Genomic DNA, 22,046 nt, shown 5'->3' on the forward strand with positions numbered 1-22,046 from the left:
TATGCCTGACAATTCGAAAAGTATAGAACAGGATTTACGTTTTTGTATTGTTTTTACCTTGCTGCGCAACGTCCGCATGCTGGATATACATGGCATTGGCGTGCATAAAGACAAACGAGTTACTTACCAGAGACTTACCAGAGATAAGACTTTTCCCTGGGTCCACCGCTGTTTCACCGCTTTCGTTCCGCACTCTCAATGCTCTCTTAACGCTCTCTTAACGCTCTCCCTACGCACTAGGTACGCTCTTGCAACGCTCTTTTGCCGCACTTTCCCAGACTTCCGCCGCTGTTTTTCCGCAGTCTCATCGGAGTTCTCCATACTCCGCCCAGCCTTTTGCCACTTTCCCAGACCTGGTTTAATGCAGTGTCGCCATTTTTCAAGTAGTGATTCCTTAACTGCCCTGACTTTAATGTGAATGAATAACGGTATGCTACCTGCATATAACTCCGCTGTCACCGAAAGAAGTTTTGAATTGCTGGGCAATATCACCGATCTGCATACCTTTGCTGATTAATGTCGAACGCATGAACCGTCAACATCTATTAGTGGTAACAAAAAATCTGATCCTGATCGCGTTATTGCCATCATTGTTGATGTCCTGTGGTTCAAAGGATTTCTTCGACGACATGCCGACGAAATACAGCGTTGATTCATTGACCGTATTAAAAGACCTTGTAGCAGGCCTCCAGTTAAAACATCTGGACGACAATATTATTGAAGTGCGATCGACAGAGGCTGACCTTGTCCCGTTTGCCGGCGTGCTCGAAGTAAAGAATGACACGATTTTCTATCGTCAGGCGGAAGAGAAGCCTGCCATGCCCTATCTAAAACTGAATGCCCCAAGATTTGATACGTTGCATATAAACTATTCTGATCGGAGGGCTGATCAGGTGATCGCGATGGGCAGAGTGTATGATGTTTTGTCCAGGGACTCACTTTATCATTTTCAGCTTAAACCACTGAAGAGAATTTCTTCTAATCAAAGCATTTACCTTAAAAGCATTGCGCTCAGGAAAGGTGAAGGCATTAAGTATCTCACATTTGGCAAGGACGACTATAGCGTCACTATTGCGTTAATTAAATTTCCCAAAGTAGTTGCTGCTCCGAATTGGTAGCAAGGGGCTTTCGCCGCTTACTTGCAATGCTGGTACCGGGGAAGGACTCGAAGGGACCATTTAACCTTTTCTCCGCGGGACGTGTAACTTTTTAATATCAGGGTGATCTAATCTTAAATCTAAGTTGATTGACTTCTGGTGCGACATTTGTTGCCGCATTTTCATTTACTAACCTGTATCATATGAAACTGTTCCTTTCTGTACTTGCCTGCGTATTGTCTATGACGTGCCTGGCACAACATCACTTCCCGGGCATGCGTAAGTATGATTTTAGCAAGGTCGATCCATCTACGGTGGATAAGGATGAGCTTAAAAAGAAGCTGGAAACGGCCAGAGTTGCATCTGGCTATGATTCTCTGCAGGCGCTTACAGCATATGTCTATACCACCGATGATAATCAGTTCGCTACTCTGGCCATAGGCTATCAGCACGCATTTGCATCTCTTTCGAACCTGAAAAGGGAACTGGCGCCTTATGGATTCAACAACATCAGCGAAAATATGAGCAACATTCTGTTGTCCCTGGATTTATATAAGAACCGGTTTATGACGTCGTTCATTTTGACACCAGGCTTCCGCAATAAGACCTCGAATGAGGATCTTGAATTAAGGACTAAAAGAAGAACGATCGAAGTTGGGGTGGGCTATGACCTGGTAAAGAATCGCCATATTGACCTTTTTCCACAGATAGCAATCGGGTTCCAGGACTTTCTTCTCGATGTCAAACAAAATAGCATCAACGTCAATACTATTCCAGATCTCCTGGAGCCAATGGTAAATACGTCAATGCGAAAGCGTGACTTTATTTTTACTTATGGAGGTGAGTTTGATTACAAGATATACACAGAGTCGCGGGCCAGGATTATTCTGGGTGTTCGCTATGCGCAAGTCGTGGAAGCCGGGGCAGGACATTATCGGGTAAATGGTGAAAGCTCCGATTTCAGATTAAACGATGAAATTGCAAAGTCAACGCTGTCGCTAGTGGTCAAGATGGTGCCTGGCGCACACGGTCATTAGTGCATCGTTCGTCCGCGACTAACAATTGCAATGCAAACAGTAACAATGACGATTAATGACTGTTTCGCACCAGTTCAGCAAGCTTCTCGCACAACAGTCTGAATTCTTCTGGCTTTTGCAGATACGCCTTAATATGGTATGGCGTTGTATCTTCAACGTCCTTCTTTGAGATTGAAGTGCTGTAGATAACAACTGGCAGTCTCGAGGTGGCATCATACTGCCTTAGCAACTTTAGCAACTCCTTTCCGGATACCTTTGGAATGTTCAGGTCCAGGAAGAGAAGGTCTGGCTGTGCGGCATCTTTAAGCAGTGCATCAAGGGCATTCATGACGTCGTCATACCAAATGACCTCTATTGACGGATCAATCGTCTGTACGGCGTCTCTGAAAAGCTCTTCTTCCTCCATATCGTCGTCCACGAGAATCAGCCTCATAAACTCAATCCTTCAGAATTGTTGTCGGAAAATATACACTGAAAACTGCGCCGCGTTCGGCCTGTGATGATGCGTTAATAAATCCGCGGTGACGCAACGCGATCTTCCGGCAAAGGGCGAGTCCAAGCCCAGTGCCTTCATATTTGTCTTTTGGATGAAGGCGTATAAACGATTCAAATATTTTCTCTGAGTAAGCAGGCTCAAAACCAACTCCGTTATCCTGCACCTGAATGATGAAGTAGTCGCCCTCCTCCACGTCGGGTGATGGAGTATAAATAAAATCAATTTCCGGAGGTACGTCTTTTTTACGAAACTTTAAGGAATTGTTCACAAGGTTGTAAAAGAGCTGATAGATCAGTGTAGGAAATCCCACGATAACGGGCAAGTCGTGATAGCTGATGTGCGCCTGATGTTCATTGATAGGGATCTCAAGATCTTCGACAATGTTTTTCACGACCTCATTCAGGTCAATCTCGCGCATAGCCTGGTCGGAAGTCTCGACGGTGGCGTACTGCAACACGCCATCAATCATTGATGAGATACGGCTGGCAGCCTTGTCAATCCTCGACAGATAGTCTTTGCCCTTGTCGGGAAGGAAATTTGAAAAGTCATTATTAAGAATGTTGCCATACATTTTTATCTTCCTCACAGGCTCTTTCAAGTCGTGGCTTGTAACGTGGGCGAATTGTTGGAGATCGTCGTTGGAGCGCCTCAATTGTTCATTGGACTCTCGTAATTGTTCCGTCAGTTTCATGATGGACGTGATGTCGCGCTGCATGGTGACAACGCCGGTCACTTTGCCGTGCTGCTTTAGCGGGATGACAAATGATTCAAACACCAGCGATGGATTGATCTGAGAGCTGCTGGCCTTGATATGTGTTGTCTCACCATCAAGCGCTTTTTGCAGGAGCTTGTAACTTTCAGTCTTTTCAATCCCCGGCGCCAGTTGAAGTATATTTCTTCCTATGAGATCCTCCGGCGCGCGATTCGTCAGCGATTTAATCCGCTTATTTACAAATGCAACGTTCAGATCTTTGTCCAGTGCTGTAACAAGTTCAACGGATGAGTCGAGTACTGTCTGAAGAAAATTTTGTGCGCGAAGCAGCTCTTCGTTCTTACTTTTTAGCATGACATTGAGCTTGATCAATTCGGCTGTGCGCTCTGCAACCAGTTCCTCGAGTTCAAAGTTGGCAGTTTTCTGTGCGTGAATGTCTGATGAAGAGCCGATCCATCTCACAACATTGCCATGATCGTCGTATATGGGTACCGTATGACCTGAGAACCAGCGATACTCACCTGTCTTTTCATTGCGTAGCCTGAACTCGGATTTCCAGGGTTGTTTCGTTTTCATAGACGATGCCCACCTGGTTCTCACTTCATCGACGTCGTCTTTGTGAATGAAACTGGAGAATGCCGTTTTGCCAGTCTCAATGGACGTACCTGAATAGTGCTCCCATTGATCAGACATGTATTCAATTTTGCCGGTCGCATCGGCGATCCATACATACTGAGGTATGCTGTTGGCGAGAACGCGAAATTGCGCTTCGCTTTCCTTCAGTTTGATATTGGCTTTTGCCTGCTCGGTGACCTCAAGTGTAAACTGCAGCACTCCCTGAATCTTTCCGTCGAGGTCGCGCCAGGGGAGATATGTGATATGGAAGTAGTGCTCTTTCTGCTGTCCGCCCTCATCGGGAAGTAAGGCTTTGCTTTCGGGGATGTCAATGGTCTTTCCGTTGATATAAACATCGTCAAGCAGTTCGAAGAAGCCCTGGCCCTCCAGTTCAGGCACGGCCTCTCTGATTTTCATTCCGGAAATATCGCGGCCGATCATCTTTGCGCCTAAGGGATGGAAGAACTCCACTATGTGTTCCGGGCCCTTAAAGACGTGAATATGCGCCGGCGATTGAATGAATAGGTTGTAAAATTCTTTTTCTGTCTTCCTTCGCGTGGTGTTAATGGCAATCTGATTGTTGATTCTTGCCAGTAATTCGTTTGCAGAAAAGGGTTTTACAAGATAATCGTCCGCACCTGCCTGGATACCTTCGATCTTGGCTTCGTCTCCCGCTCTTGCAGACAGAAAAATGACCGGTATGCTGCGGGTTGTGAGGTGGGAGCGAAGCTTTGCCAATAGTCCAAAGCCGTCAAGCCTGGGCATCATGATGTCAGACAAAACGAGATCCGGCATGACCTGCTGCGAAACTTCAAAGGCATCTTCGCCATTGGTCACTGCATGAACGTTGAAGTCTTTGTGAAGAAGCCTCGTCATGTAGTCGCGCATGTCGCTGTTGTCGTCGGCCACCACAATCACTGGCTTGTTAGACTGACGGCCGCCGTTGCGCCGATCAACGTCAGTTGACGACGACTTGTTCCACTTGGCCGCCTCTTCAAGATATGCCTTTCGGGTGTTGCTGTTGTTATTTAATCCTTTTGTTCCTGCATCTGCAATCTGCCCCTGCCCGGTAAGGAAGGGTACTGTGACTGTGAACGTCGTTCCCCTCCCGGCTTCACTGGTTACGCGGATGTCGCCATGATGCAGATGAACAAGTTCCTTTACCATTGCGAGACCAATGCCTGTTCCTTCCTGGCTGCGACCTCCCTGATTATTTACCCGATAGAAGCGCTCAAATATCCGATGAAGATGTTCGTCACTTATGCCTACTCCCGTATCAGAAACCTCAAGTATAAATACATTTTCCTTTTCATACAGTTTTACATCAATGCGGCCGCGCTCAGTGTATTTGAAAGCGTTGGAGATGAGATTCAGCACGATCTTTTCCCAGATATCAACATCTACCTCTACGGGATGTCTAACATCTTCGATTGATACGTTGTATTCAATACCTGAGGATTCAATGGCTGACCTGAATGTGCTTGCAAGATCAACAGTGACCCTGGCAATATCGACACGTTCGAACTTCGCATCGAGCTTTCCAGCTTCGATCCGGGAAAAATCAAGAAGCGTGTTGACAAGCTTTTGCAACCGGAGAGAATTTCTGAGTGATGTCTGGAGATTCGCTGCTTGTGCTTCAGAAAGATTGTCACTGCTGTCGATTAATTCCTCCAGCGGACTCAGCATCAGAGTTAATGGAGTTCTGAACTCATGTGAGATATTGCTGAAGAAAGTTGTCTTTGCGCGATCTATCTCAGCCAGGGCTTCCGCGCGCTGTCTTTCCTTTTCCAGCGAAGAAATTGTATTGATTTCTCCGGAGATGATATTGGCGAGAGAATCAAAGAAGGCGCGATAGTCATTGTCAACTCTTCGCCTTGCGCTTGCGCCACATACGATGAAACCGAACACAATTCCATCATTGCCCTTAAGGGGAACAATTGCCGCTTCTACAGGTGTCTCCGGCCAATAAACATGCGGAATGTATGGAAGAAATTGTGGAAGTTCTTCTACAATCAAGGTAATGCCATTCCCGATCACCTGGTCGGCCGGCCATACACTGTCTGCGTTCTGTTCGGCAAACGGAAACTGACTGTACTGTACAACAGTGCCGGCGGTTACATTATAAAAGAAAAAGAACGGGATATCCGCCCTGGCTTCTCCCATGACCAGCAGCGCTCTGTCTAGTACTTCACTGGCAGTTGCTGAACCTTTGATTGATTGAGCCAGTCGCTGCACTACTCCAGCGCGTCGCTCGTTAATAACACGATAGGTGGTCTCAATAACGGCGTTAAAAATGCCTTCAACATTGCCGGATTCACCGTAAATCGGGGTGAACGTAAAGTCAAAATAGCATTCTTCTGTGTAGCCATGCCGTTGCATCGGAAGGAGGGCGTCTTTAGACCCACCTGGTCTTCCTGAAAATGCCTTTTCAAACTGTGGTTCAATGGCAGTCCAGATATCCGGCCACACTTCAACAGCAGTCTTTCCGAAGGCCCATGGATGCTTATTTCCTGGAATCGGACTCCACGCATCGTTGTACAGAAGCACGAGGTCACGTCCCCAGTAAATCGCAATGGGAAAGTTTGAGTTCACACATATGCTCAACGCCGATTGAAAGCTTTGGGGCCATGTTTCTTGCGGCCCAATGGCGGTCTTAGACCAGTCTGTGGATCGAATGAGCTCAAAGGTTGGCCCCCGTTGATCAAGAAAGCCGGTTCCATTACTATTCTGATTCGCTGACATATGGTGATCTGGCTTAAGCAAACTGCTCGCCAGAGCTATTTTCTTACGACGGCTCTCAAATCCGGGGATATTATGCAGGTACTTTTCTTGGGATCTCTCTTTCCCAAAAGCGATGTTGGCCAGCTGCCGCGATAAATAATTTACTCAGTTTAGACGGATTTGTTCCAAGTAGCACGCCCTCGTCGGACTTAAGTTTATCACCCGAAGATAGGCCTTCCGCAAAGTACGTCTGCTGTAATACAGGAAGCGTGTCACTTTCCGCTGCTATTACCTTACAATGTTTATAGGCCTGATTCAGAAAATGTATGGCATTACTCTCCTGCGTGAGAGCGTCAACACTTTTGGTACCTCCAGGTACGTATACAGCGTCATAGAGGACTGATGCTGCAGTGAGGAAACTCTCATCGACACTGATTGCTTCACCACCATCGGTTTTAATGGCCCCGAGATGGGGCGCAATAATGACAGTACTGCCACCCGCCTTTCGGATTGCCTGGCGAAGCGCAGACAATGAATTACCATTAACACCATCTGCGGCCAGGACTGCAATCTTGCGGGAGCTAATGCTCCCTTTAATGGTATTGGCCATGCTAAGCGCAGCAGATGTCTTTAAAGACATCTCGTATTGTATCGATTCATAAGACCTGGGGTCTGCGTCTGCAGGAACACTGTGATTGAGCTGACCCGCTGATTTTTTCGGAACAGTCAGTCCCAGTCCTACGGCCACAGCTGCAGCCAGATCTGTATCTATCTGTTGCAAAATATTAACCATTCGTTCGCGAACGGCAACCGTCTTTACTTTGCCCAACTCAAACCGAAGGGCATCAATGAGGTGATTTTTTTCAGGCAGGGACTGACTATGGAAGAATAGCCTGGCCTGGCTGAAATGGTCGCGAAAACTTTTGCTGCGTTCCCTCACTTTGCTTGCATCTATTCGTTCGGCATAAGATTTAAATCCACCTTGTGTCATCTTCGCCTGAAACGGACATCCTCCACCTAGTGAGTTTGGATGGTAAGAAACGCGTCCGGTATTTATCTGTTGGCGCCCATAGCCGTCTCGTTGATTATTATGAATAACATTTACCGGTCGATTGATTGGTAATTCGTGAAAGTTTGGTCCACCGAGACGGATGAGTTGTGTGTCAGTGTATGAAAAGAGACGACCTTGCATTAAGGGATCATTTGTAAAGTCTATCCCAGGAACAACGTTACCGACATGGAAAGCTATTTGTTCAGTTTCCGCAAAGAAGTTGTCGGGGTTGCGATTAAGTTGAAGTGTCCCTATGAGTTGAACAGGAACAGTCTCCTCAGGAACGATCTTCGTTGGGTCGAGCAGATCAAATTCAAATTTGAATTCATCTTTTTCGGGTATAATCTGAACCCCAAAGTCCCATTCTGGAAATTGACCATTTTCGATTGCCTCCCAAAGATCGCGCCTGTGAAAGTCAGGATCCTTCCCGGATATGATCTGAGCTTCATCCCATGCTACAGAGTGCACACCTAATCGTGGCTTCCAGTGAAACTTTACAAAATGAGCTTCTCCGTTTTTATTGATGAGCCTGAACGTGTGAACTCCGAATCCTTCCATCATCCTGTAACTTCTGGGTATTGCTCTATCGCTCATCGCCCACATGATCATATGCGCAGATTCAGGCATAAGTGAGATAAAGTCCCAGAATGTATCGTGTGCTGAAGCCGCCTGCGGAATTTCGTTATTCGGTTCAGGCTTAACGGCGTGGACCAGATCGGGAAATTTCATCGCGTCCTGAATAAAAAATACGGGCATGTTATTTCCGACCAGATCAAAGTTTCCTTCTTCTGTATAGAACTTAACGGCGAAGCCGCGTACGTCGCGGGCTAAATCAGATGATCCACGCGAGCCAGCAACGGTTGAAAACCGTACGAATACTGGAACGTCAACATTCAGCTGCGTAAGAAACATTGCTTTTGTGTACTTAGCCAGCGACTTATTAAGTCTGAACACACCGTGTGCACCAGCCCCCCTTGCATGGACAATTCGTTCCGGAATCCTTTCGTGATCGAAATGTGTCATCTTTTCGCGGAAGATGAAATCCTCCATCAAGGTCGGTCCACGATCGCCCGCCTTCAGGGAGTTTTGATCGTCATTTATTTTTGTCCCCTGATTGGTGGTCATGAGTTCATCCTGGGCTACCTCGCGGTCAGCAGCAAGCAGGTTAAGTTTCGCGTTTGACTGTACTTTGGTCTTTTTGCCTCCTTCTTGATTTTTCTTTGCCATGCTGTTGTGGTTCAAAAGTTAGATACTCGGGCACGTTTACAGAATGATATTGAGATTTGACGTGGATCGAATAAGAAGATTCAATCCCTTACCCACCTTGTAATTCATATATCAATGGTTTGATCCATGAGTGTTGTTCCGGCAATGAATTGATCTCGCGTCAAGTCTGGTCAGCACGCATTGCGCATCATGCCTTCTCTCGACTGCCAAACAAAGTGCCAGCAATCAGATCATTTTCAGACGAGATGTACATGAAGCCAGCTTATACCTCAAAGCCGTAAACGACATTAGGAAGTGACCGAAGTCTGTAGTATTCGATTCACCAAAGGGCGTTAAAGTGAGAAACGATATCGAGACAAGGACTTATTGGAAACAAGCAGCGGGGATGAGGCTCTTCAGTGGCTTCGCGGTGCCGGGGACAATTATCCACAGATAGCGTTTACTGGAATGATGCCTGTGGACCAGATGATCTATGGTGAATTGATCTCTATCCACGTATTGTAACATATTTTCTGAGGAATCTGTTGGCCTTTGCTTTGTAAGTGGGCGGTGAGATCGACGCGCGTAATGGTAGCCGTTGATTTATTATCAACTATAGCAATAGAATTATGGTTAAGACAAATAAAAGAGACACCAGAGTACGGAATGCGCAGTCAGGGAAGCAACTAAGGCCAAGTGAATTGCCGGCTCCTCACATGGGGCTGATGGAAACATTCTCGTCCCGCGTTACAGCTTTGGCAGGGAGTACACCTGCGTTTATTGTTGCATTGGCATTAATCATTGCGTGGGCAGTTACAGGACCGTTGTTTCATTTTTCAGAACAATGGCAGCTTGTTGTAAATACAGGTACGACAATTATTACATTCCTGATGGTCTTTCTGATTCAGAAATCGCAGAACAAGGATTCCCTGGCTATTCAATTGAAATTGAACGAACTGGTGGCTGCTCATCAGTTTGCAAGCAACCGTCTCGTGAATGTAGAGGATATGACGGAAGAGGAGCTAAAAGTTATCAGAAAGTATTACGCGCAGCTGAGTGAATTCTCAAAGCAGGAGGAATCGCTTCAGCAGTCTCATTCAATAGATGAGGCTGAGGCAAACCATGAGTTGAAGAAGAATCTTGAAAAAGACCTCGAGAATTGCAAATAGCGCATGGCTGAAAAGGTAACGATGATCATTGGTGTGATTGCAGGGTCCTGCACGTCCTTGTCACTGTTGCCGCAACTGATTAAGATCTTAAAGGAGAAAAAGGCAAACGACATCTCGCTTTTTTACCTTGCCGTTCTCTTTGTGGGGTTAGTTCTATGGATTATTTATGGCGTCAGGAGGGAGGATATTCCCGTTATCGTCACCAACGGAGTTGCCATAGCCATCAATGTACTAATTATTATTGCAGGCATCCGCTATAAAAATGGGAACACATGATAGCGCTGCCGCCTCTCATTCTTAATTCTTAATTCTTAATTGAACTCCCTCTCACTCACCACACCATCAATCGTTACTTTATATTTGCCATAGAAAGCTCTGACTTTAAATGTGCCGTCTTTGCCCGCCTTACCTGATGACTTTGTCCACCATTCTTTAAACAGCAAATTCTGATAGGCAATAGCGGCAGGAGTTGGCGACCAATCTGTATGATATAGCGACGAGACCGGTATCCAGTTGGCGCCTTCCCAGAAACCCCACATTAATATGCCTTCTACGGCAGGATGCGCAAAACATATGCGGTAAAAATCCGTAAGTTCTTTGGCTTTTTCAGCCTCTGCTTCCTGAGTCATGGTACGAATGTTCTCCTTGTAGTATCGCGAACGCTGACCAGGAACGTTGAACTCTGTAATGCGAATCGGGAGCTTGAAGATTGCAAGTGAGTCTAATGCCCTCTTGAGTTCCTTGCGATCAAAAGTCTCAGCATGGAGATGCCCCTGTACTCCAATACCGGCTATGGGTACTCCCTGTTTCAGTAGGGAACGTATCTGCATCATGTACTCCGGCAATTTGTTGCCAGTAGTGATATCGTAGTCGTTAAGGAATAGCTTTGCACCAGGGTCACCGTTGTGGGCCCAGGTTGCCATGTCCTTAGTGATTCCATTACCAAGTCGTTGTTCGTAGTAGTTTCCGTGAACCATTTCATTGTTAAGGTCATATTCAGCGAATCGCCCGCGATAACGACTGGTAACGCTTTCTGCCCTGCGCTGCAGCGTGGCCCGAAGCTCTGCATCATTCATTTCTTTCAACCATGGCTGCACGAACTTATCGATGCCCCAGAAGAGATTGTGACCGCGGAGTGGAATATGATGACGGTCTGTCCATGCGAGCATGCTGTCGACGACGCTGTAAATCACTTTGCCCTGCTCGCGTTCCATACTTAGCCACTTCACAGCGTTCTCTGTAACTGCCGAATTGAAGTTCTGCAGAAACTTTTGTTCGTATTGGGCTTTGTCCGCGGGCTGCATATGACCATCGACGAAACCGTTACTGATAGCAGCCCCAAACCAGAACTTGTGCTGTAATTGCTCAACAACAACCGATGCTCCTGGTTTAGCCTTTATTACAAACTCGCCTTTGCGATAGCGATCAATGTCTTTGTTAAGTTCTTGTGCGTACGCAACAGGAACGATCAGTAGTGCGACGAGAGATAGTGTCAGACGGATGGGCTTGTTCATGTGCAGATCTTTCAGTGTTCCGCAATACTAGCAAGTCCGATTTGACCTTTAACTACCGTCCGGCAAATTTGTCGGTGAGCGTTGACCACTACTCTGAAGCGAAACAACCGCCGGCTACACGATGAGAATCGGCCAAACAGTTTAGTTTTCAATTTTTTCTTTTGGATGCAGCTCCAACGTTTTGTTAGTCGACCGCCTTATCTCGGTTAATAATTTTCTGTCGCGCGAAATATCTTGTCCATAAGACGGAATAATTGATGGCAACTTTTTTCTCCATTCGTTCATCCTGGATGGAAAGCATCTTTGAATAACATCGAGCATGATGGATGCAGCGGTTGACGCCCCCGGCGATGCACCGAGCAGTGCGGCAAGCGAGCCATCGGCTGATGCGATCACTTCCGTTCCGAATTCCAATACTCCAATCTCTTTCTCTCCGCGCTTAATAACCTGAACCCGTTGCCCGGCAACCTCCAGTTTCCAGTCTTCGCGTTTGGCAAGTGGGACGTATTGGCGTAGCGCCTGAATCCGTTCATCCGGCGACAGGCGCAACTGATCAATCAGATATCGGGTGAGGGGAATATTGTCCATGCCGGCTGCGATCATCGGAAGTATGTTGTCGACGCGAATGGACTTGAACAGATCCAGGTACGATCCTTCCTTTAGAAATTTCGTGGAGAATCCGGCGAAGGGACCAAACAGCAATGCCTTCTGTCCTCCAATGACCCGCGTATCCAGATGTGGCACCGACATGGGCGGAGAGCCAACGGGTGCCATACCGTACACCTTTTTGTCGTGACGGCTAACTACGGCATCATCAGTGCAGACCAACCATTGTCCACCTACCGGAAAGCCACCGTAACCGCGGCCTTCAGGTATCCTGGATTTTTCCAACAAACGCAAAGAGCCCCCGCCGGCTCCAATGAATACAAAGCGCGCGGTTATCCGGCGCTTGTCACCTGTTTGAAGATCCTTCACTTTTATATTCCACATTCCAGCTTGGTCTCGTCTGAGTTTTTTCACTTCGTGATTGTAGTGTGCGTGAACACCCTGGCGTGATGATAAGGTGCCAATCATATTGCTGGTAAGAGATCCAAAGTTTACATCGGTGCCAATGTCCATGCAGGTTGCAGCCAGAGGTAAGGCGCTGTCACGTCCATCCATGACAACCGGCATCCAGCGATCTAGTCGATTTCGATCGGTAGAATACTGCATACTTTCAAACAGAGGGCATTCGATCATGGCGCGATGACGGGCCCGCAGAAACTGAACATTGTCCTGTCCCCACACAAAGCTAACGTGCGGAACCTGATTGATAAAAGAGGATGGAGTGCCTAATATTCCCTGTTCAACAAGATGTGCCCAGAACTGCTTCGACACTTCGAACGATGATGCAATTTTGACGGCCTTGGTAATATCGATGGTGCCGTCAGGCCGTTGTGGCGTATAGTTAAGTTCGCAAAATGCCGAATGCCCCGTTCCTGCATTGTTCCATGCATCGGAGCTTTCCATGGCTGCGCCGTCAAGACGTTCAAAGATTTGTATCGTAAACGCAGGGTCGAGCTCTTTTAGCAGTAACCCAAGCGTTGCGCTCATGACACCGGCACCAATCAGAACGATGTCGGTATGTTCGCTTTGTTCATTCGTAGAAGCGTTAGCCAAAAGGCCATCCATCGATTGTTCATTCTTCATCGTTAATTCTTACTTTTATTAGTCCTTGCCCCTAAGTCAAGATGTCAAAGTCGTTAGCCCCGTATTTGAATATTCGCGTCGCCATAATTCTGACGGCGATAAACTGTGTGCTCGGTCTGGGTGAAGTTTTTGCCCAGAACTCCGATTCGAGCCGCGTCGTGGCGCGATATGGAAATAAAGGGTTTGAGCTCCGTACTATTGATAACAATTTTCTTCTTCAAATACAGGGCCGTCTTCAATTTCGCTTTGCAACCCCTGCCGACACCGATCCGATTACTTACGACGATTTTGTTGGTGAGCGGAAGCCTGTATTTAAGATCAACCGAGCCCGCATTAAGATTGGGGGACACGCTTTCAAGCCGTGGTTAGGCTATTACTGGGAATATGAGTTGTCACAATCGAACCTGCTCGACTTTCGCGTTATGATTGAGAAGTGGGAATGGTTGAATTTCAAGCTTGGTCAATGGAAGGTCGAATTTACGCGTGAACGATTCATCAGCAGCGGTGAGCAACAATTGATCGAAAGATCACTAATTAATCGGGCTTTCACGGTCGATCGTCAGCAGGGAGTGGAAGTATATGGCCATCTTAAAGGGGAGGGCATCGCCGATTTCAATTATTGGGCAGCCGCGCTCACGGGTACAGGAAGAGGGAATACTAAAAACGATGACGGCAATCTTATGTACTTTGGCCGGCTGCAATGGAATTTTCTTGGGCGTGAAGTGGAATTCGAGGGAAGTGATCTGGAGATCACGCCTAAGCCGGCGGCTATCCTGGCCGTTGCGGCAGTGACCAACCGCAGCCCATATACACGCTTCTCTCAGGCGGGAGGTGGTACTCTGGAAGGGTTCGAAGAAGGTGCACCCGGCCAATACCGGGTTAATCAACTCAACATCGAAACTGCATTTAAGTACCGCGGCCTTAGCTGGCAGTCTGAACTGCACTGGAAACAGGTCATAGATAAGTTGAACAGCGATCAGACTACTCTATTGCACGGATTTTATGTCCAGGCTGGCTATATGGTGCATCAGTCTGTTCATTGGTGGCCAAAACCTTTAGAATTCGCCGTGAGGCACGCCACGTATCGTCCGAAAGTTAATGTCGACGACGATGCACAGACAGAGACATCTTTCGATATGAACTGGTTCTTCAAAGGTCACAAGAATAAGCTCACCGCCGAAGCCAGCTACTTCAACTTCCTCAATGATGACCTAGACTTTACAAAGGGGTGGCGCTATCGCGTTCAGTGGGACATCTCGTTTTAGTTATCTCGCTTTCGTTGTTGTGCGGTATCTGCACACCACTTTTCTTTATACGTTTCCTTTTCATGCCATCTCCCTACCATTATTTATTTTGCTCAATTCGTCCCTCCATTGTAGAAATTAGTCCGCAGCGCCACGGCGTATCCTCGCTTTAACCCTGCAGGCACACGGTTTGAGATGCAGATATTCGTTGGACAAAATTAAAACAAATGAGAGCAATTTGGACTGGCGCAATAGGCTTTGGATTAGTCAACATCCCGGTTAAACTTTTCAGTGGATCGCAGGAAAGCAGTCTCGATCTCGATATGCTTGATAAGAAAGATCATTCCCGCATTCACTATCAGCGTGTGAACGAAGACACGGGCAAAGTGATTGAGTGGAAGAACATTGTTAAGGGATACAAACTGAACGGAGACTATGTAATTCTCGACGACGAGGACTTCAAGAAAGCGAGTCCGGAGAAAACAAAGACTGTGCACATAGAGGCGTTCATCGATGAGGCGGAGATCGAAACAGTTTATTACGAAGTGCCTTATTATCTGGAACCAACTAAGGGAGGCGAGCGTGCCTATGTGTTGTTGCGCGATGCGTTGAAAAAAAGCGGAAAAGTTGGTGTTGGCAGTTTTGTGCTCCGAAGCAAAGAACAATTGTGTGTGATAAAGCCTTATGAAAACATATTGTTACTTGAGAAGATCCGCTTCGCGGAGGAAATCCGCAAGACCTCTGAGCTTAAGGTCCCCAAGGCAAAGGCGAAAGCCACAGAGATGAAGATGGCGCTTAGTCTGATCAATCAGTTGACAACAGAATTCGATATCACTGAATACAAGGACACATATACAGCTGCTCTTATGAAGTTCATTAAAGCTAAGGCTAAAGGCGGCAAGGTGAAAGAACCTGTAATGAAGGTTACGCACCGCAAGCCGATGGATCTGATGGAACAGTTGAAGGCTAGTATGGGGAAGAAGGCGTCGTGAAATTTGGTGGGAGGCTGGTCGGCTGGTAGCAGGCATGTAGTCGGCATATAGGCCGCAACGATTTGGCTAGTCTTTGGCGCCAGGTCCGCAGCTCTCAGGCAACGTTTCCCAAAGTCTTTCCCAACTTTTTCCCAGGTGTTCCCAGACTTTCCCAAAGTCTTTCCCAACTTTTTCCCAAGTCTTCCCAGACTTTCCCAGAGTATTTCCCAGCTTTTCCCAGAGTTTGCCAGTCTTTGTCCGATCCGGAAAAACCTTTACAGTCTGAGTTATTCCGGCTGGGACTTTACAGGCTCACGAATTAGTCCGGTTATAGCTATACAGGTTGGTTAAAAGTAGTTTTAATTTTTAAGTAATCATCGTTGTCGATGTTGGAATGTGGGTAACTCCCGCAGGAACGTTCGGCAAGCAATAAATGATTTGGAGTTATCCATATTTCAACATCTATAAACAGGCGTCTCGCTCAGCTTCAATAGTCGATATTGTTGGGTCCCTCGCCTTGTAGGATTTCTTTTTCCAGCATCGTTTTAGGTCGCCATCGTATTGATGGGCAGTAGCAGGTGTAAACATGCTAACACTCTGATGAGGCCTTAGGTGATTATAGTTTTTAATTGATCTATCTACCGTTTGTCCGGCAAACTGTTCGCATGTGAAGTTCTGACCCAAGCCAAAATTGTACTTTAAGATGCCATTCAGCCTTTCGGCAACTGCATTTTCGTATGGATCACCGTTTTCCGTCATGCTACTTTCAATATTGTGCTTTCTTAACTCTTCGGTATATACATCACAACAATATTGGATGCCTCTGTCGGAATGATGAATGAGACCATGACCATTACCTTTTAGTGTTGCTATCGCCATACGAAGAGCGATTAAGGAACCTTCAGCAGCTAAAGTTGGATACAAGCAATAGCCAACAATAAAATGTGAATAGGCATCGGTGACAAGAGACAAGAAGCTAAATTGATCTCCGACCCGGATGTAAGTAATGTCACAAACCCAAACTTGTTCAATAGCGGTAATGGCCAGATCTTTTATCCTGTTAGGATATTTATAGAAGCGATGGAATGAGTCTGTCGTCTTATAATATCGTTTCCTGGGCCTGTTTAAGAGATTGTATCGCTCTCGTATTTGATGCAAACTATCCCGCCCTATGGTGATACCATGACTCCGTAAGGTGGACTTGAGCACAATATAAATGCTCTTAGTTGATTGCACAGGTATCTCACGCTTCAAAGTCACCAGTAGCTCAACAATAATCTGCTCATCGCTGTAACGCTGCTGCTTATACCAGGTCTTTTCATAGAAGGCATGTCGCGTCTTACCAAACAGTTTGCAAAGGCGGCCGACACCCACCTTGGCAAAAGATCCCTTCATCATCACTACTGTTTGGTACCAGACTTTTTTCTGATATCGATGCCCAGTTCTTTTTCGGCAATATCAATTAAGGTATTTAATGCCGCTATCTTAAGCAGCAAATCTTCCACGGTTTGGCTTTGAACAGCCATCAGTTTAGCAGAATGAGGATTCTTGATTGATTCGCCATAGCCAGTTTCTGACTTGACCTCTCTAACCCATCTTCTCAACGAATTAGGGTCTACACTAAGCTCTATCGCCAACTGTGAACTAGTAACCTCACCAGCTATAATGCGATATGCGGCTTGTCGTTTTTCCGCCTTAGTAAATACTTTTCCTAAAATACTTTCAGGGCTGGTTGAATATCTCAGGATCCATGACCGTATAGTCTCCACCGAAGAAATACCGTATTGCTCCATCGCTTGACTACGGCTAATCTCACCTCGCTCAATCAGGTCAACAATCCTCTTACGATCATCTTTAGAAAAGACAGGAAACGGTTTCTTTCCCTTTTTTTGCTTCATAAACAGGTAATTTACGGGTAAATACCTGTATAGCCATAGCCGGATCAGACAACTTCCCGCTTTTGACCAATCATCCGATACCTCAACAATATTCTGATCGATACATCGCTGCCGGGAACCACGCGGTATATGTTTTTGGTTGACCAAACAAAAGCTATCAATAAACCCCTTACGAGTTATGAGTCAAAATGATGAATCTTATAAGAAGCAATGGGATCAGCGCTACAGCGACGAGGCATTCGCCTACGGAAAAGCCCCCAATGAATTCTTTCGCGATCAATTAAAGGGATTAGAACCAGGTTCGATCCTGATGCCTGCCGACGGAGAAGGTCGCAATGGCGTCTATGCGGCAACCCTTGGATGGGAGGTGACTGCCGTTGATCTCAGCGTCGAAGGCAGATCCAAGGCGCTGCGTCTTGCCGACGAAATGGATGTTGAGATTGAATACCTGGTGGGTGATCTTGAACGGCTTGGATTTCAGGAAAAGTCATTCGATGCAATTGGTCTTATTTACGCGCATTTCCTTGCCAATAAGAAGTCATCGATCCATCGAAAGCTAAGCACGTTTCTTAAGCCAGGAGGTATTATCATATTCGAAGCCTTCAGTAAGGCTCACCTTGAATACGTGAAGGCAAATCCAAAAGTTGGTGGCCCACGGGATATTGAGATGCTGTTCTCGACAGAAGAACTAGCAGCCGATTTCTCAGGCTATGATATCATCATGCTCGAAGAACTGGAAGTTTTGAACGAGGAGGGACGGTATCACTCGGGTGCGAGTTCGGTGGTTAGGTTTGTAGGAAAGAAGAGAATTAAGAATTAAGAATTAAGAGTTAAGAATTAGCTTTCACGACCTACGGTCGTGCCCACCGACAGCCAAAGGCTGGCAGCTAATTCTTAACTCTTAATTCTTAATTCTTAATTCCCTTCAGTTCCTCAAACCAGATGTCATCATTCGGTACGTCGAATTCCAGTCCCTTCACTATTAGGTTGTTGTCGAGTTGAAATGCTACCGTGCCGAAACTGAACCATGACAACTGTTCTGCATTGTCCCATTTGATTCGCCAAACATCATAATGCCAATGTTCGAGAGTGGCATTGAATCGTTTTGAATGCTCGAATGAGAGGCGAAGTTTGTCTCCATCTTTCTTCACTTCGATGTTACCGTAGATGTCTGCTGAGTAACTGCCGGCGTATTGCCCGAGTGGTACAGATGGCTTTGTTCCCGAAACACGCGCCTTCTCCCTGTCCGTAATACGAGTATCTGCTGCGCGTCGTTTTTTTGTTTCAGCAAGATATTCTGCGGAATAATCTCTGACCTTTTGTTTGAGGAAACTGTCGACGGTATAATCGCCGATCGCGCGCATCAGTCCACCTTTCATTCCGTTGGTAAGAACGACCACGCCGAGTTTTTCATCAGGGATCATTGTAACAAGTGAGAGCATTCCTGAGTATCCTCCTGTATGGCCTACACGCATTTTCCCTTTGTAGTCAGTGAGCGACCAGCCGAGGCCGTATCCGGCGAAGTGCGTTTCAAAATTGTCGTCTGTATTGTTAACTGGGAACACGTTATGGGGCGTCCATAATTTTGTCCTTAGTGCAGTGGTGAGCAGTGTGTCGCCTTTCCATATTCCGTTGTTCAGGTTGAAGATCATCCACTTGCTCATATCTTCAACACTCGACACGATACCACCTGTTGCAGCAATTGCATCCCAGTTTTCCCAGGCAATAGGAATGTGTTTGTCGCCGTCGAGCGCATGAGGCGTAGCAAAGTTCCCTTTGGAGTCGATGTATTGGCTCGAGGTAACTGAGCGATCCATCCCAAGTTTGTTGAATATCTTTTCCTGAATGATCTCACCCCATGGCTTGCCGGCAACGGTGCGCATAAGCTCCCCCGCAGTAATGTACATTACATTTGAATAGCCGTACCCCGCGCGGAATGGATAAGTGGGCTCCAGATATTTTGCACGCCTGATGATCTGTTCCGCAGTGAGATCGTCGGACAGGTACCATATGGCATCGCCGCTGAAGGTTCGAAATCCAATACGATGACAAAGGAGGTCGCTGATGGTAGCATCTTGTGAAACAAACGGATCGTAGAGTTCGAAATAGGGAAGATACTTGCGGACTTTATCGTCGAATGAAAGTTTCCCTTCCTTAACCATCATGGCGATAGCAGCGGTTGTGAATGCTTTACTATTGGAGGCGATGGCATATAGTGTATTGGCATCGGCAGGATCAGCTTTGCCGGCTTCCTTCACGCCATAGCCTTTGGAAAAAATAACCTTTCCATCCTTAACGATGGCGACGCTCATTCCAGGAACGTTCCAGTCTTTCAATGCCTTTGCGTAATATGCGTCCAGCTGTTTAAGATCCTGACCGCGTGATTGACTGTATATGAGAACAGTAAAGACAACGACGATGTGCGTGCAGACGAGGCGCAAATTGTCAGCGAACAACAAGGCTGAAGTGCGAGAAGCGGAGCTCATAGGAATAGGTTTGTGGAAAGTTAGAGTTTTTCCGGTTAATGAATTCCCGTATGGGATGCGGCCAGATACTAAATGCTGGACGAAGCTGCAAAACGCGGCGACGTCTGGGAAAGTCTGGAGAAGTCTTGGCGAGGGCTGGAGGAGACTGGGGCCGTACTGGGGCCGTACTGGGACTATGCAGGGACTGCGTTTGCAAAAGATTGAAACAAGGCTGGTAGGATAATTAAATGTCCTACCAGCCAGAATCTTACTGTCAAACTGTGATACCAACTAACCTTTCGGGATTTTGATCTTTTGACCGGGAAAAATCACGTCCGGATTCTTGATAGTATCCTTGTTCATCTCATGGATCTTCTGCCAGGTGGTGCCGAACTGCTTCGCGATTTTGCTCAGGCTATCACCCTTTTTTATTTCATAGACTTCGTCGAAATCGGCTGCTTCAACATCGAGCATGAGATCTCCTGCCCGCATGTCAGGATCGATTTTAGAATAGGCATCCCACATCTTCTGCTTCACTGTCTCGCTTGTCTTTCCGGCAATGTGAAGCACTGCACCTTGTTGTTCCACTTTAAGATTGGCGACGCCATTCTTCTTAGCGATGTCGATCACCGCCGTGTATTTTTCCTGCAGTGTCATAGCTATTTCTTAATGGTTAGTTTGTTGTCTACCTTTTTTGCGCCTGATTCCATAGCGGCCTTCATTGCATTCTGAAGATTTGCACGCTTGATCTCACCGGTTAGAGTTACGATGCTGTCGGAAACGGTAGCCGTTACACCTTCGACTTTATAGGTTGTGAAGTTCGCATTAACCTTGGCTGTCAATGCGTCGTCGGCCTGTTTCTTTAGTTCTTCAGGCGATGGACCTTTGGGTTTAACCGTTACCGAATTGTTGACGCTTTTCACGCCTTTGACGGCTGCCACGACAGACTCAGCAGATGATTTTTGTTCATCGGCTTCGACTTCACCTGTAAGCGTAACGACGCCGTCCTTGACAGCAGCAGACACTGGCGATAATTCGGGATTGGTCTTCAAGGCTTCCGTAACGGCAGCAGAGATTTTTTCATCGTTAGGCCCGCAGGCGACAACGACAAAGGCCAGCACAATGAGAGCAGAGAGGAAGTGAGAGGTTCTTTTCATGATGCAGTTGGTTTTGTTATTGATAGGCTGAATAATGTTAACGAATTCGAATAGAATAACCTAAGGGTGGTTTATCAACCTTGTGTGAACATTCGCCTGCAATTGATGTGCCTGTGTTACCAATAAGGATGAGTGATCCTTTATGATTTGCGCCTGGTTCTTTTATAGAACGGTGATTCCGGTACCGGCCAGGAGGTCTCTGGCCACAGCCGCGCCTTCATCGTCAGTGATGACAGTATCGACCATTTCCAACGGGCAAATGATAAATGCCTCGGCAGTATCAATTCGTTCGTGTGGCGTAAGTGCGATGACCTGCTTCGATACCTCAACGATAGATTTCTTCACTTCTGCTTCTTCATAGTTAATGGTGGTGACTCCAATGGAGTGGTGAATGCTGCAAATCCCCATAAAGTAGATGTCGGCGCGGATATTTCTAAAAAATCTAATCGTGTCGTGACCAGTAGTAGTAAATGCGCTTTTGTAGAGGCGCCCACCGGCGAAAAGAACTTCGATATAAGGATGAGATTCCAGGACACTTGCAACGGGGAAGCTATTGGTCACGACTGTAATTCGAAGCTCGCGCGGAAGCATGCTGGCAATTGCCAGCGCTGTCGTGCCACTGTCCAGTACTATCACCTGATCGTCTTTCACCATGGATACAGCCTTTGCAGCAATGGCCCGCTTTTGCTCCTGTTGATATCCAAGACGATCGAGAAAATGATGTGGAGTAGGAGAGTGCGGAACGGCGCCACCACGGACTGCCTGCAACAGGCCCTTGTCTGTAAGTTCCTTTAGGTCTCTGCGAACAGTGTATGATGAAACATCAAGAGCTTTGCTCAGGGTGGTGAGGTTAACCTTCTGGTCCTCAGAAAGCTTCCTGAGAATATACTGGAATCGTTCTTCCTTTAACATGGTGCAATATTATGCATTTTATTGGGATTCAATGGTGCTTTTATTGCAATATATTGCACAAAATGTAGCATAATGTTGCATTATTGTTGCAA

Annotated in this window: 18 protein-coding genes; 7 read left to right on the forward strand and 11 right to left on the reverse strand. The window is 46.6% G+C overall.

The window, feature by feature from the left end; all coding sequences use genetic code 11:
- The first annotated feature begins 527 nt into the window (after window positions 1-527).
- Entirely contained in the window at window positions 528-1,118 is a 591-nt protein-coding gene (locus tag WBG78_RS08200) for a hypothetical protein (protein WP_337325918.1), read from the forward strand.
- Window positions 1,119-1,300: 182 nt separating this feature from the next.
- A complete protein-coding gene (locus WBG78_RS08205; protein ID WP_337325919.1) occupies window positions 1,301-2,134 on the forward strand; it encodes a hypothetical protein in 834 nt (277 codons plus the stop codon).
- Window positions 2,135-2,186: 52 nt separating this feature from the next.
- Here the strand turns inward: WBG78_RS08205 and WBG78_RS08210 are convergent, their stop codons facing one another.
- The 3 genes from WBG78_RS08210 to WBG78_RS08220 form a co-directional block, all read right to left on the reverse strand.
- Entirely contained in the window at window positions 2,187-2,567 is a 381-nt protein-coding gene (locus WBG78_RS08210) for a response regulator (protein WP_337325920.1), read from the reverse strand.
- 4 nt (window positions 2,568-2,571) lie between these two features.
- A complete protein-coding gene (locus WBG78_RS08215; protein WP_337325921.1) occupies window positions 2,572-6,699 on the reverse strand; it encodes an ATP-binding protein in 4,128 nt (1,375 codons plus the stop codon).
- 70 nt (window positions 6,700-6,769) lie between these two features.
- Window positions 6,770-8,956: a catalase gene (locus WBG78_RS08220; RefSeq protein WP_337325922.1), complete on the reverse strand. Its 2,187-nt coding sequence runs from the start codon at window positions 8,954-8,956 to the stop codon at window positions 6,770-6,772.
- Window positions 8,957-9,564: 608 nt separating this feature from the next.
- Between WBG78_RS08220 and WBG78_RS08225 the strand changes: the two genes are divergently transcribed.
- Together WBG78_RS08225 and WBG78_RS08230 are read left to right on the forward strand one after the other, a co-directional pair.
- Complete coding sequence (locus tag WBG78_RS08225; RefSeq protein WP_337325923.1) at window positions 9,565-10,104, forward strand: low affinity iron permease family protein; 540 nt, start codon at window positions 9,565-9,567, stop codon at window positions 10,102-10,104.
- A 3-nt stretch (window positions 10,105-10,107) separates the two neighbouring features.
- Window positions 10,108-10,380 carry a SemiSWEET family sugar transporter gene (locus WBG78_RS08230; protein WP_337325924.1) on the forward strand — a complete coding sequence of 91 codons (273 nt, stop codon included), beginning with the start codon at window positions 10,108-10,110 and terminating at the stop codon, window positions 10,378-10,380.
- 35 nt (window positions 10,381-10,415) lie between these two features.
- On the opposite strand, the gene WBG78_RS08235 is transcribed toward WBG78_RS08230, so the two are convergent.
- Entirely contained in the window at window positions 10,416-11,618 is a 1,203-nt protein-coding gene (locus WBG78_RS08235) for an endo-1,4-beta-xylanase (protein ID WP_337325925.1), read from the reverse strand.
- Window positions 11,619-11,759: 141 nt separating this feature from the next.
- Window positions 11,760-13,307 carry a malate dehydrogenase (quinone) gene (gene mqo, locus WBG78_RS08240; RefSeq protein ID WP_443092769.1) on the reverse strand — a complete coding sequence of 516 codons (1,548 nt, stop codon included), beginning with the start codon at window positions 13,305-13,307 and terminating at the stop codon, window positions 11,760-11,762.
- Between the two features lie 41 nt (window positions 13,308-13,348).
- On the opposite strand from mqo, the gene WBG78_RS08245 reads away from it, so the two are divergent.
- The gene (locus WBG78_RS08245; RefSeq protein ID WP_337325926.1) at window positions 13,349-14,572 is read left to right on the forward strand and encodes a porin; all 1,224 of its coding nucleotides are present in this window, start codon (window positions 13,349-13,351) and stop codon (window positions 14,570-14,572) included.
- 206 nt (window positions 14,573-14,778) lie between these two features.
- Complete coding sequence (ku, locus tag WBG78_RS08250; RefSeq protein ID WP_337325927.1) at window positions 14,779-15,543, forward strand: non-homologous end joining protein Ku; 765 nt, start codon at window positions 14,779-14,781, stop codon at window positions 15,541-15,543.
- Between the two features lie 441 nt (window positions 15,544-15,984).
- Here ku and WBG78_RS08255 read toward each other — a convergent pair whose 3' ends face one another.
- Both WBG78_RS08255 and WBG78_RS08260 read right to left on the reverse strand, forming a co-directional pair.
- Complete coding sequence (locus tag WBG78_RS08255; protein WP_337325928.1) at window positions 15,985-16,920, reverse strand: IS3 family transposase; 936 nt, start codon at window positions 16,918-16,920, stop codon at window positions 15,985-15,987.
- 2 nt (window positions 16,921-16,922) lie between these two features.
- A complete protein-coding gene (locus WBG78_RS08260; RefSeq protein ID WP_337325929.1) occupies window positions 16,923-17,420 on the reverse strand; it encodes a helix-turn-helix domain-containing protein in 498 nt (165 codons plus the stop codon).
- Between the two features lie 178 nt (window positions 17,421-17,598).
- On the opposite strand from WBG78_RS08260, the gene WBG78_RS08265 reads away from it, so the two are divergent.
- Window positions 17,599-18,240: a class I SAM-dependent methyltransferase gene (locus WBG78_RS08265; protein WP_337325930.1), complete on the forward strand. Its 642-nt coding sequence runs from the start codon at window positions 17,599-17,601 to the stop codon at window positions 18,238-18,240.
- Window positions 18,241-18,328: 88 nt separating this feature from the next.
- Here the strand turns inward: WBG78_RS08265 and WBG78_RS08270 are convergent, their stop codons facing one another.
- The 4 genes from WBG78_RS08270 to WBG78_RS08285 all read right to left on the reverse strand — a co-directional run bounded on the left by WBG78_RS08270 (window position 18,329) and on the right by WBG78_RS08285 (window position 21,954).
- The gene (locus WBG78_RS08270; RefSeq protein ID WP_337325931.1) at window positions 18,329-19,906 is read right to left on the reverse strand and encodes a serine hydrolase; all 1,578 of its coding nucleotides are present in this window, start codon (window positions 19,904-19,906) and stop codon (window positions 18,329-18,331) included.
- Window positions 19,907-20,176: 270 nt separating this feature from the next.
- On the reverse strand, window positions 20,177-20,542 hold the full coding sequence (locus WBG78_RS08275) for a LysM peptidoglycan-binding domain-containing protein (RefSeq protein ID WP_337325932.1): 366 nt from the start codon (window positions 20,540-20,542) through the stop codon (window positions 20,177-20,179).
- A gap of 2 nt (window positions 20,543-20,544) precedes the next feature.
- Window positions 20,545-21,042 (reverse strand): BON domain-containing protein, encoded by a 498-nt coding sequence (locus WBG78_RS08280; RefSeq protein WP_337325933.1) that lies wholly within the window; start codon window positions 21,040-21,042, stop codon window positions 20,545-20,547.
- A 162-nt stretch (window positions 21,043-21,204) separates the two neighbouring features.
- On the reverse strand, window positions 21,205-21,954 hold the full coding sequence (locus WBG78_RS08285) for a DeoR/GlpR family DNA-binding transcription regulator (RefSeq protein WP_337325934.1): 750 nt from the start codon (window positions 21,952-21,954) through the stop codon (window positions 21,205-21,207).
- Between the last annotated feature and the right edge of the window lie 92 nt (window positions 21,955-22,046).

Origin of the sequence: Chryseolinea sp. T2 (assembly GCF_037203685.1) — a bacterium.
GTDB lineage: Bacteria > Bacteroidota > Bacteroidia > Cytophagales > Cyclobacteriaceae > Chryseolinea.

What these genes read in the sequence shown, in the direction of transcription:
- WBG78_RS08275 (WP_337325932.1), bottom strand. Translation starts at nt 20,542, where the DNA reads ATGACACTGCAGGAAAAATACACGGCGGTGATCGACATCGCTAAGAAG.
- WBG78_RS08230 (WP_337325924.1), top strand. Translation starts at nt 10,108, where the DNA reads ATGGCTGAAAAGGTAACGATGATCATTGGTGTGATTGCAGGGTCCTGC.
- WBG78_RS08235 (WP_337325925.1), bottom strand. Translation starts at nt 11,618, where the DNA reads ATGAACAAGCCCATCCGTCTGACACTATCTCTCGTCGCACTACTGATC.
- WBG78_RS08220 (WP_337325922.1), bottom strand. Translation starts at nt 8,956, where the DNA reads ATGGCAAAGAAAAATCAAGAAGGAGGCAAAAAGACCAAAGTACAGTCA.
- mqo (WP_443092769.1), bottom strand. Translation starts at nt 13,307, where the DNA reads ATGAAGAATGAACAATCGATGGATGGCCTTTTGGCTAACGCTTCTACG.
- WBG78_RS08225 (WP_337325923.1), top strand. Translation starts at nt 9,565, where the DNA reads ATGGTTAAGACAAATAAAAGAGACACCAGAGTACGGAATGCGCAGTCA.
- WBG78_RS08205 (WP_337325919.1), top strand. Translation starts at nt 1,301, where the DNA reads ATGAAACTGTTCCTTTCTGTACTTGCCTGCGTATTGTCTATGACGTGC.
- WBG78_RS08255 (WP_337325928.1), bottom strand. Translation starts at nt 16,920, where the DNA reads ATGATGAAGGGATCTTTTGCCAAGGTGGGTGTCGGCCGCCTTTGCAAA.
- WBG78_RS08280 (WP_337325933.1), bottom strand. Translation starts at nt 21,042, where the DNA reads ATGAAAAGAACCTCTCACTTCCTCTCTGCTCTCATTGTGCTGGCCTTT.
- WBG78_RS08200 (WP_337325918.1), top strand. Translation starts at nt 528, where the DNA reads ATGAACCGTCAACATCTATTAGTGGTAACAAAAAATCTGATCCTGATC.
- WBG78_RS08270 (WP_337325931.1), bottom strand. Translation starts at nt 19,906, where the DNA reads ATGAGCTCCGCTTCTCGCACTTCAGCCTTGTTGTTCGCTGACAATTTG.
- ku (WP_337325927.1), top strand. Translation starts at nt 14,779, where the DNA reads ATGAGAGCAATTTGGACTGGCGCAATAGGCTTTGGATTAGTCAACATC.
- WBG78_RS08265 (WP_337325930.1), top strand. Translation starts at nt 17,599, where the DNA reads ATGAGTCAAAATGATGAATCTTATAAGAAGCAATGGGATCAGCGCTAC.
- WBG78_RS08285 (WP_337325934.1), bottom strand. Translation starts at nt 21,954, where the DNA reads ATGTTAAAGGAAGAACGATTCCAGTATATTCTCAGGAAGCTTTCTGAG.
- WBG78_RS08245 (WP_337325926.1), top strand. Translation starts at nt 13,349, where the DNA reads ATGTCAAAGTCGTTAGCCCCGTATTTGAATATTCGCGTCGCCATAATT.
- WBG78_RS08260 (WP_337325929.1), bottom strand. Translation starts at nt 17,420, where the DNA reads ATGAAGCAAAAAAAGGGAAAGAAACCGTTTCCTGTCTTTTCTAAAGAT.
- WBG78_RS08210 (WP_337325920.1), bottom strand. Translation starts at nt 2,567, where the DNA reads ATGAGGCTGATTCTCGTGGACGACGATATGGAGGAAGAAGAGCTTTTC.
- WBG78_RS08215 (WP_337325921.1), bottom strand. Translation starts at nt 6,699, where the DNA reads ATGTCAGCGAATCAGAATAGTAATGGAACCGGCTTTCTTGATCAACGG.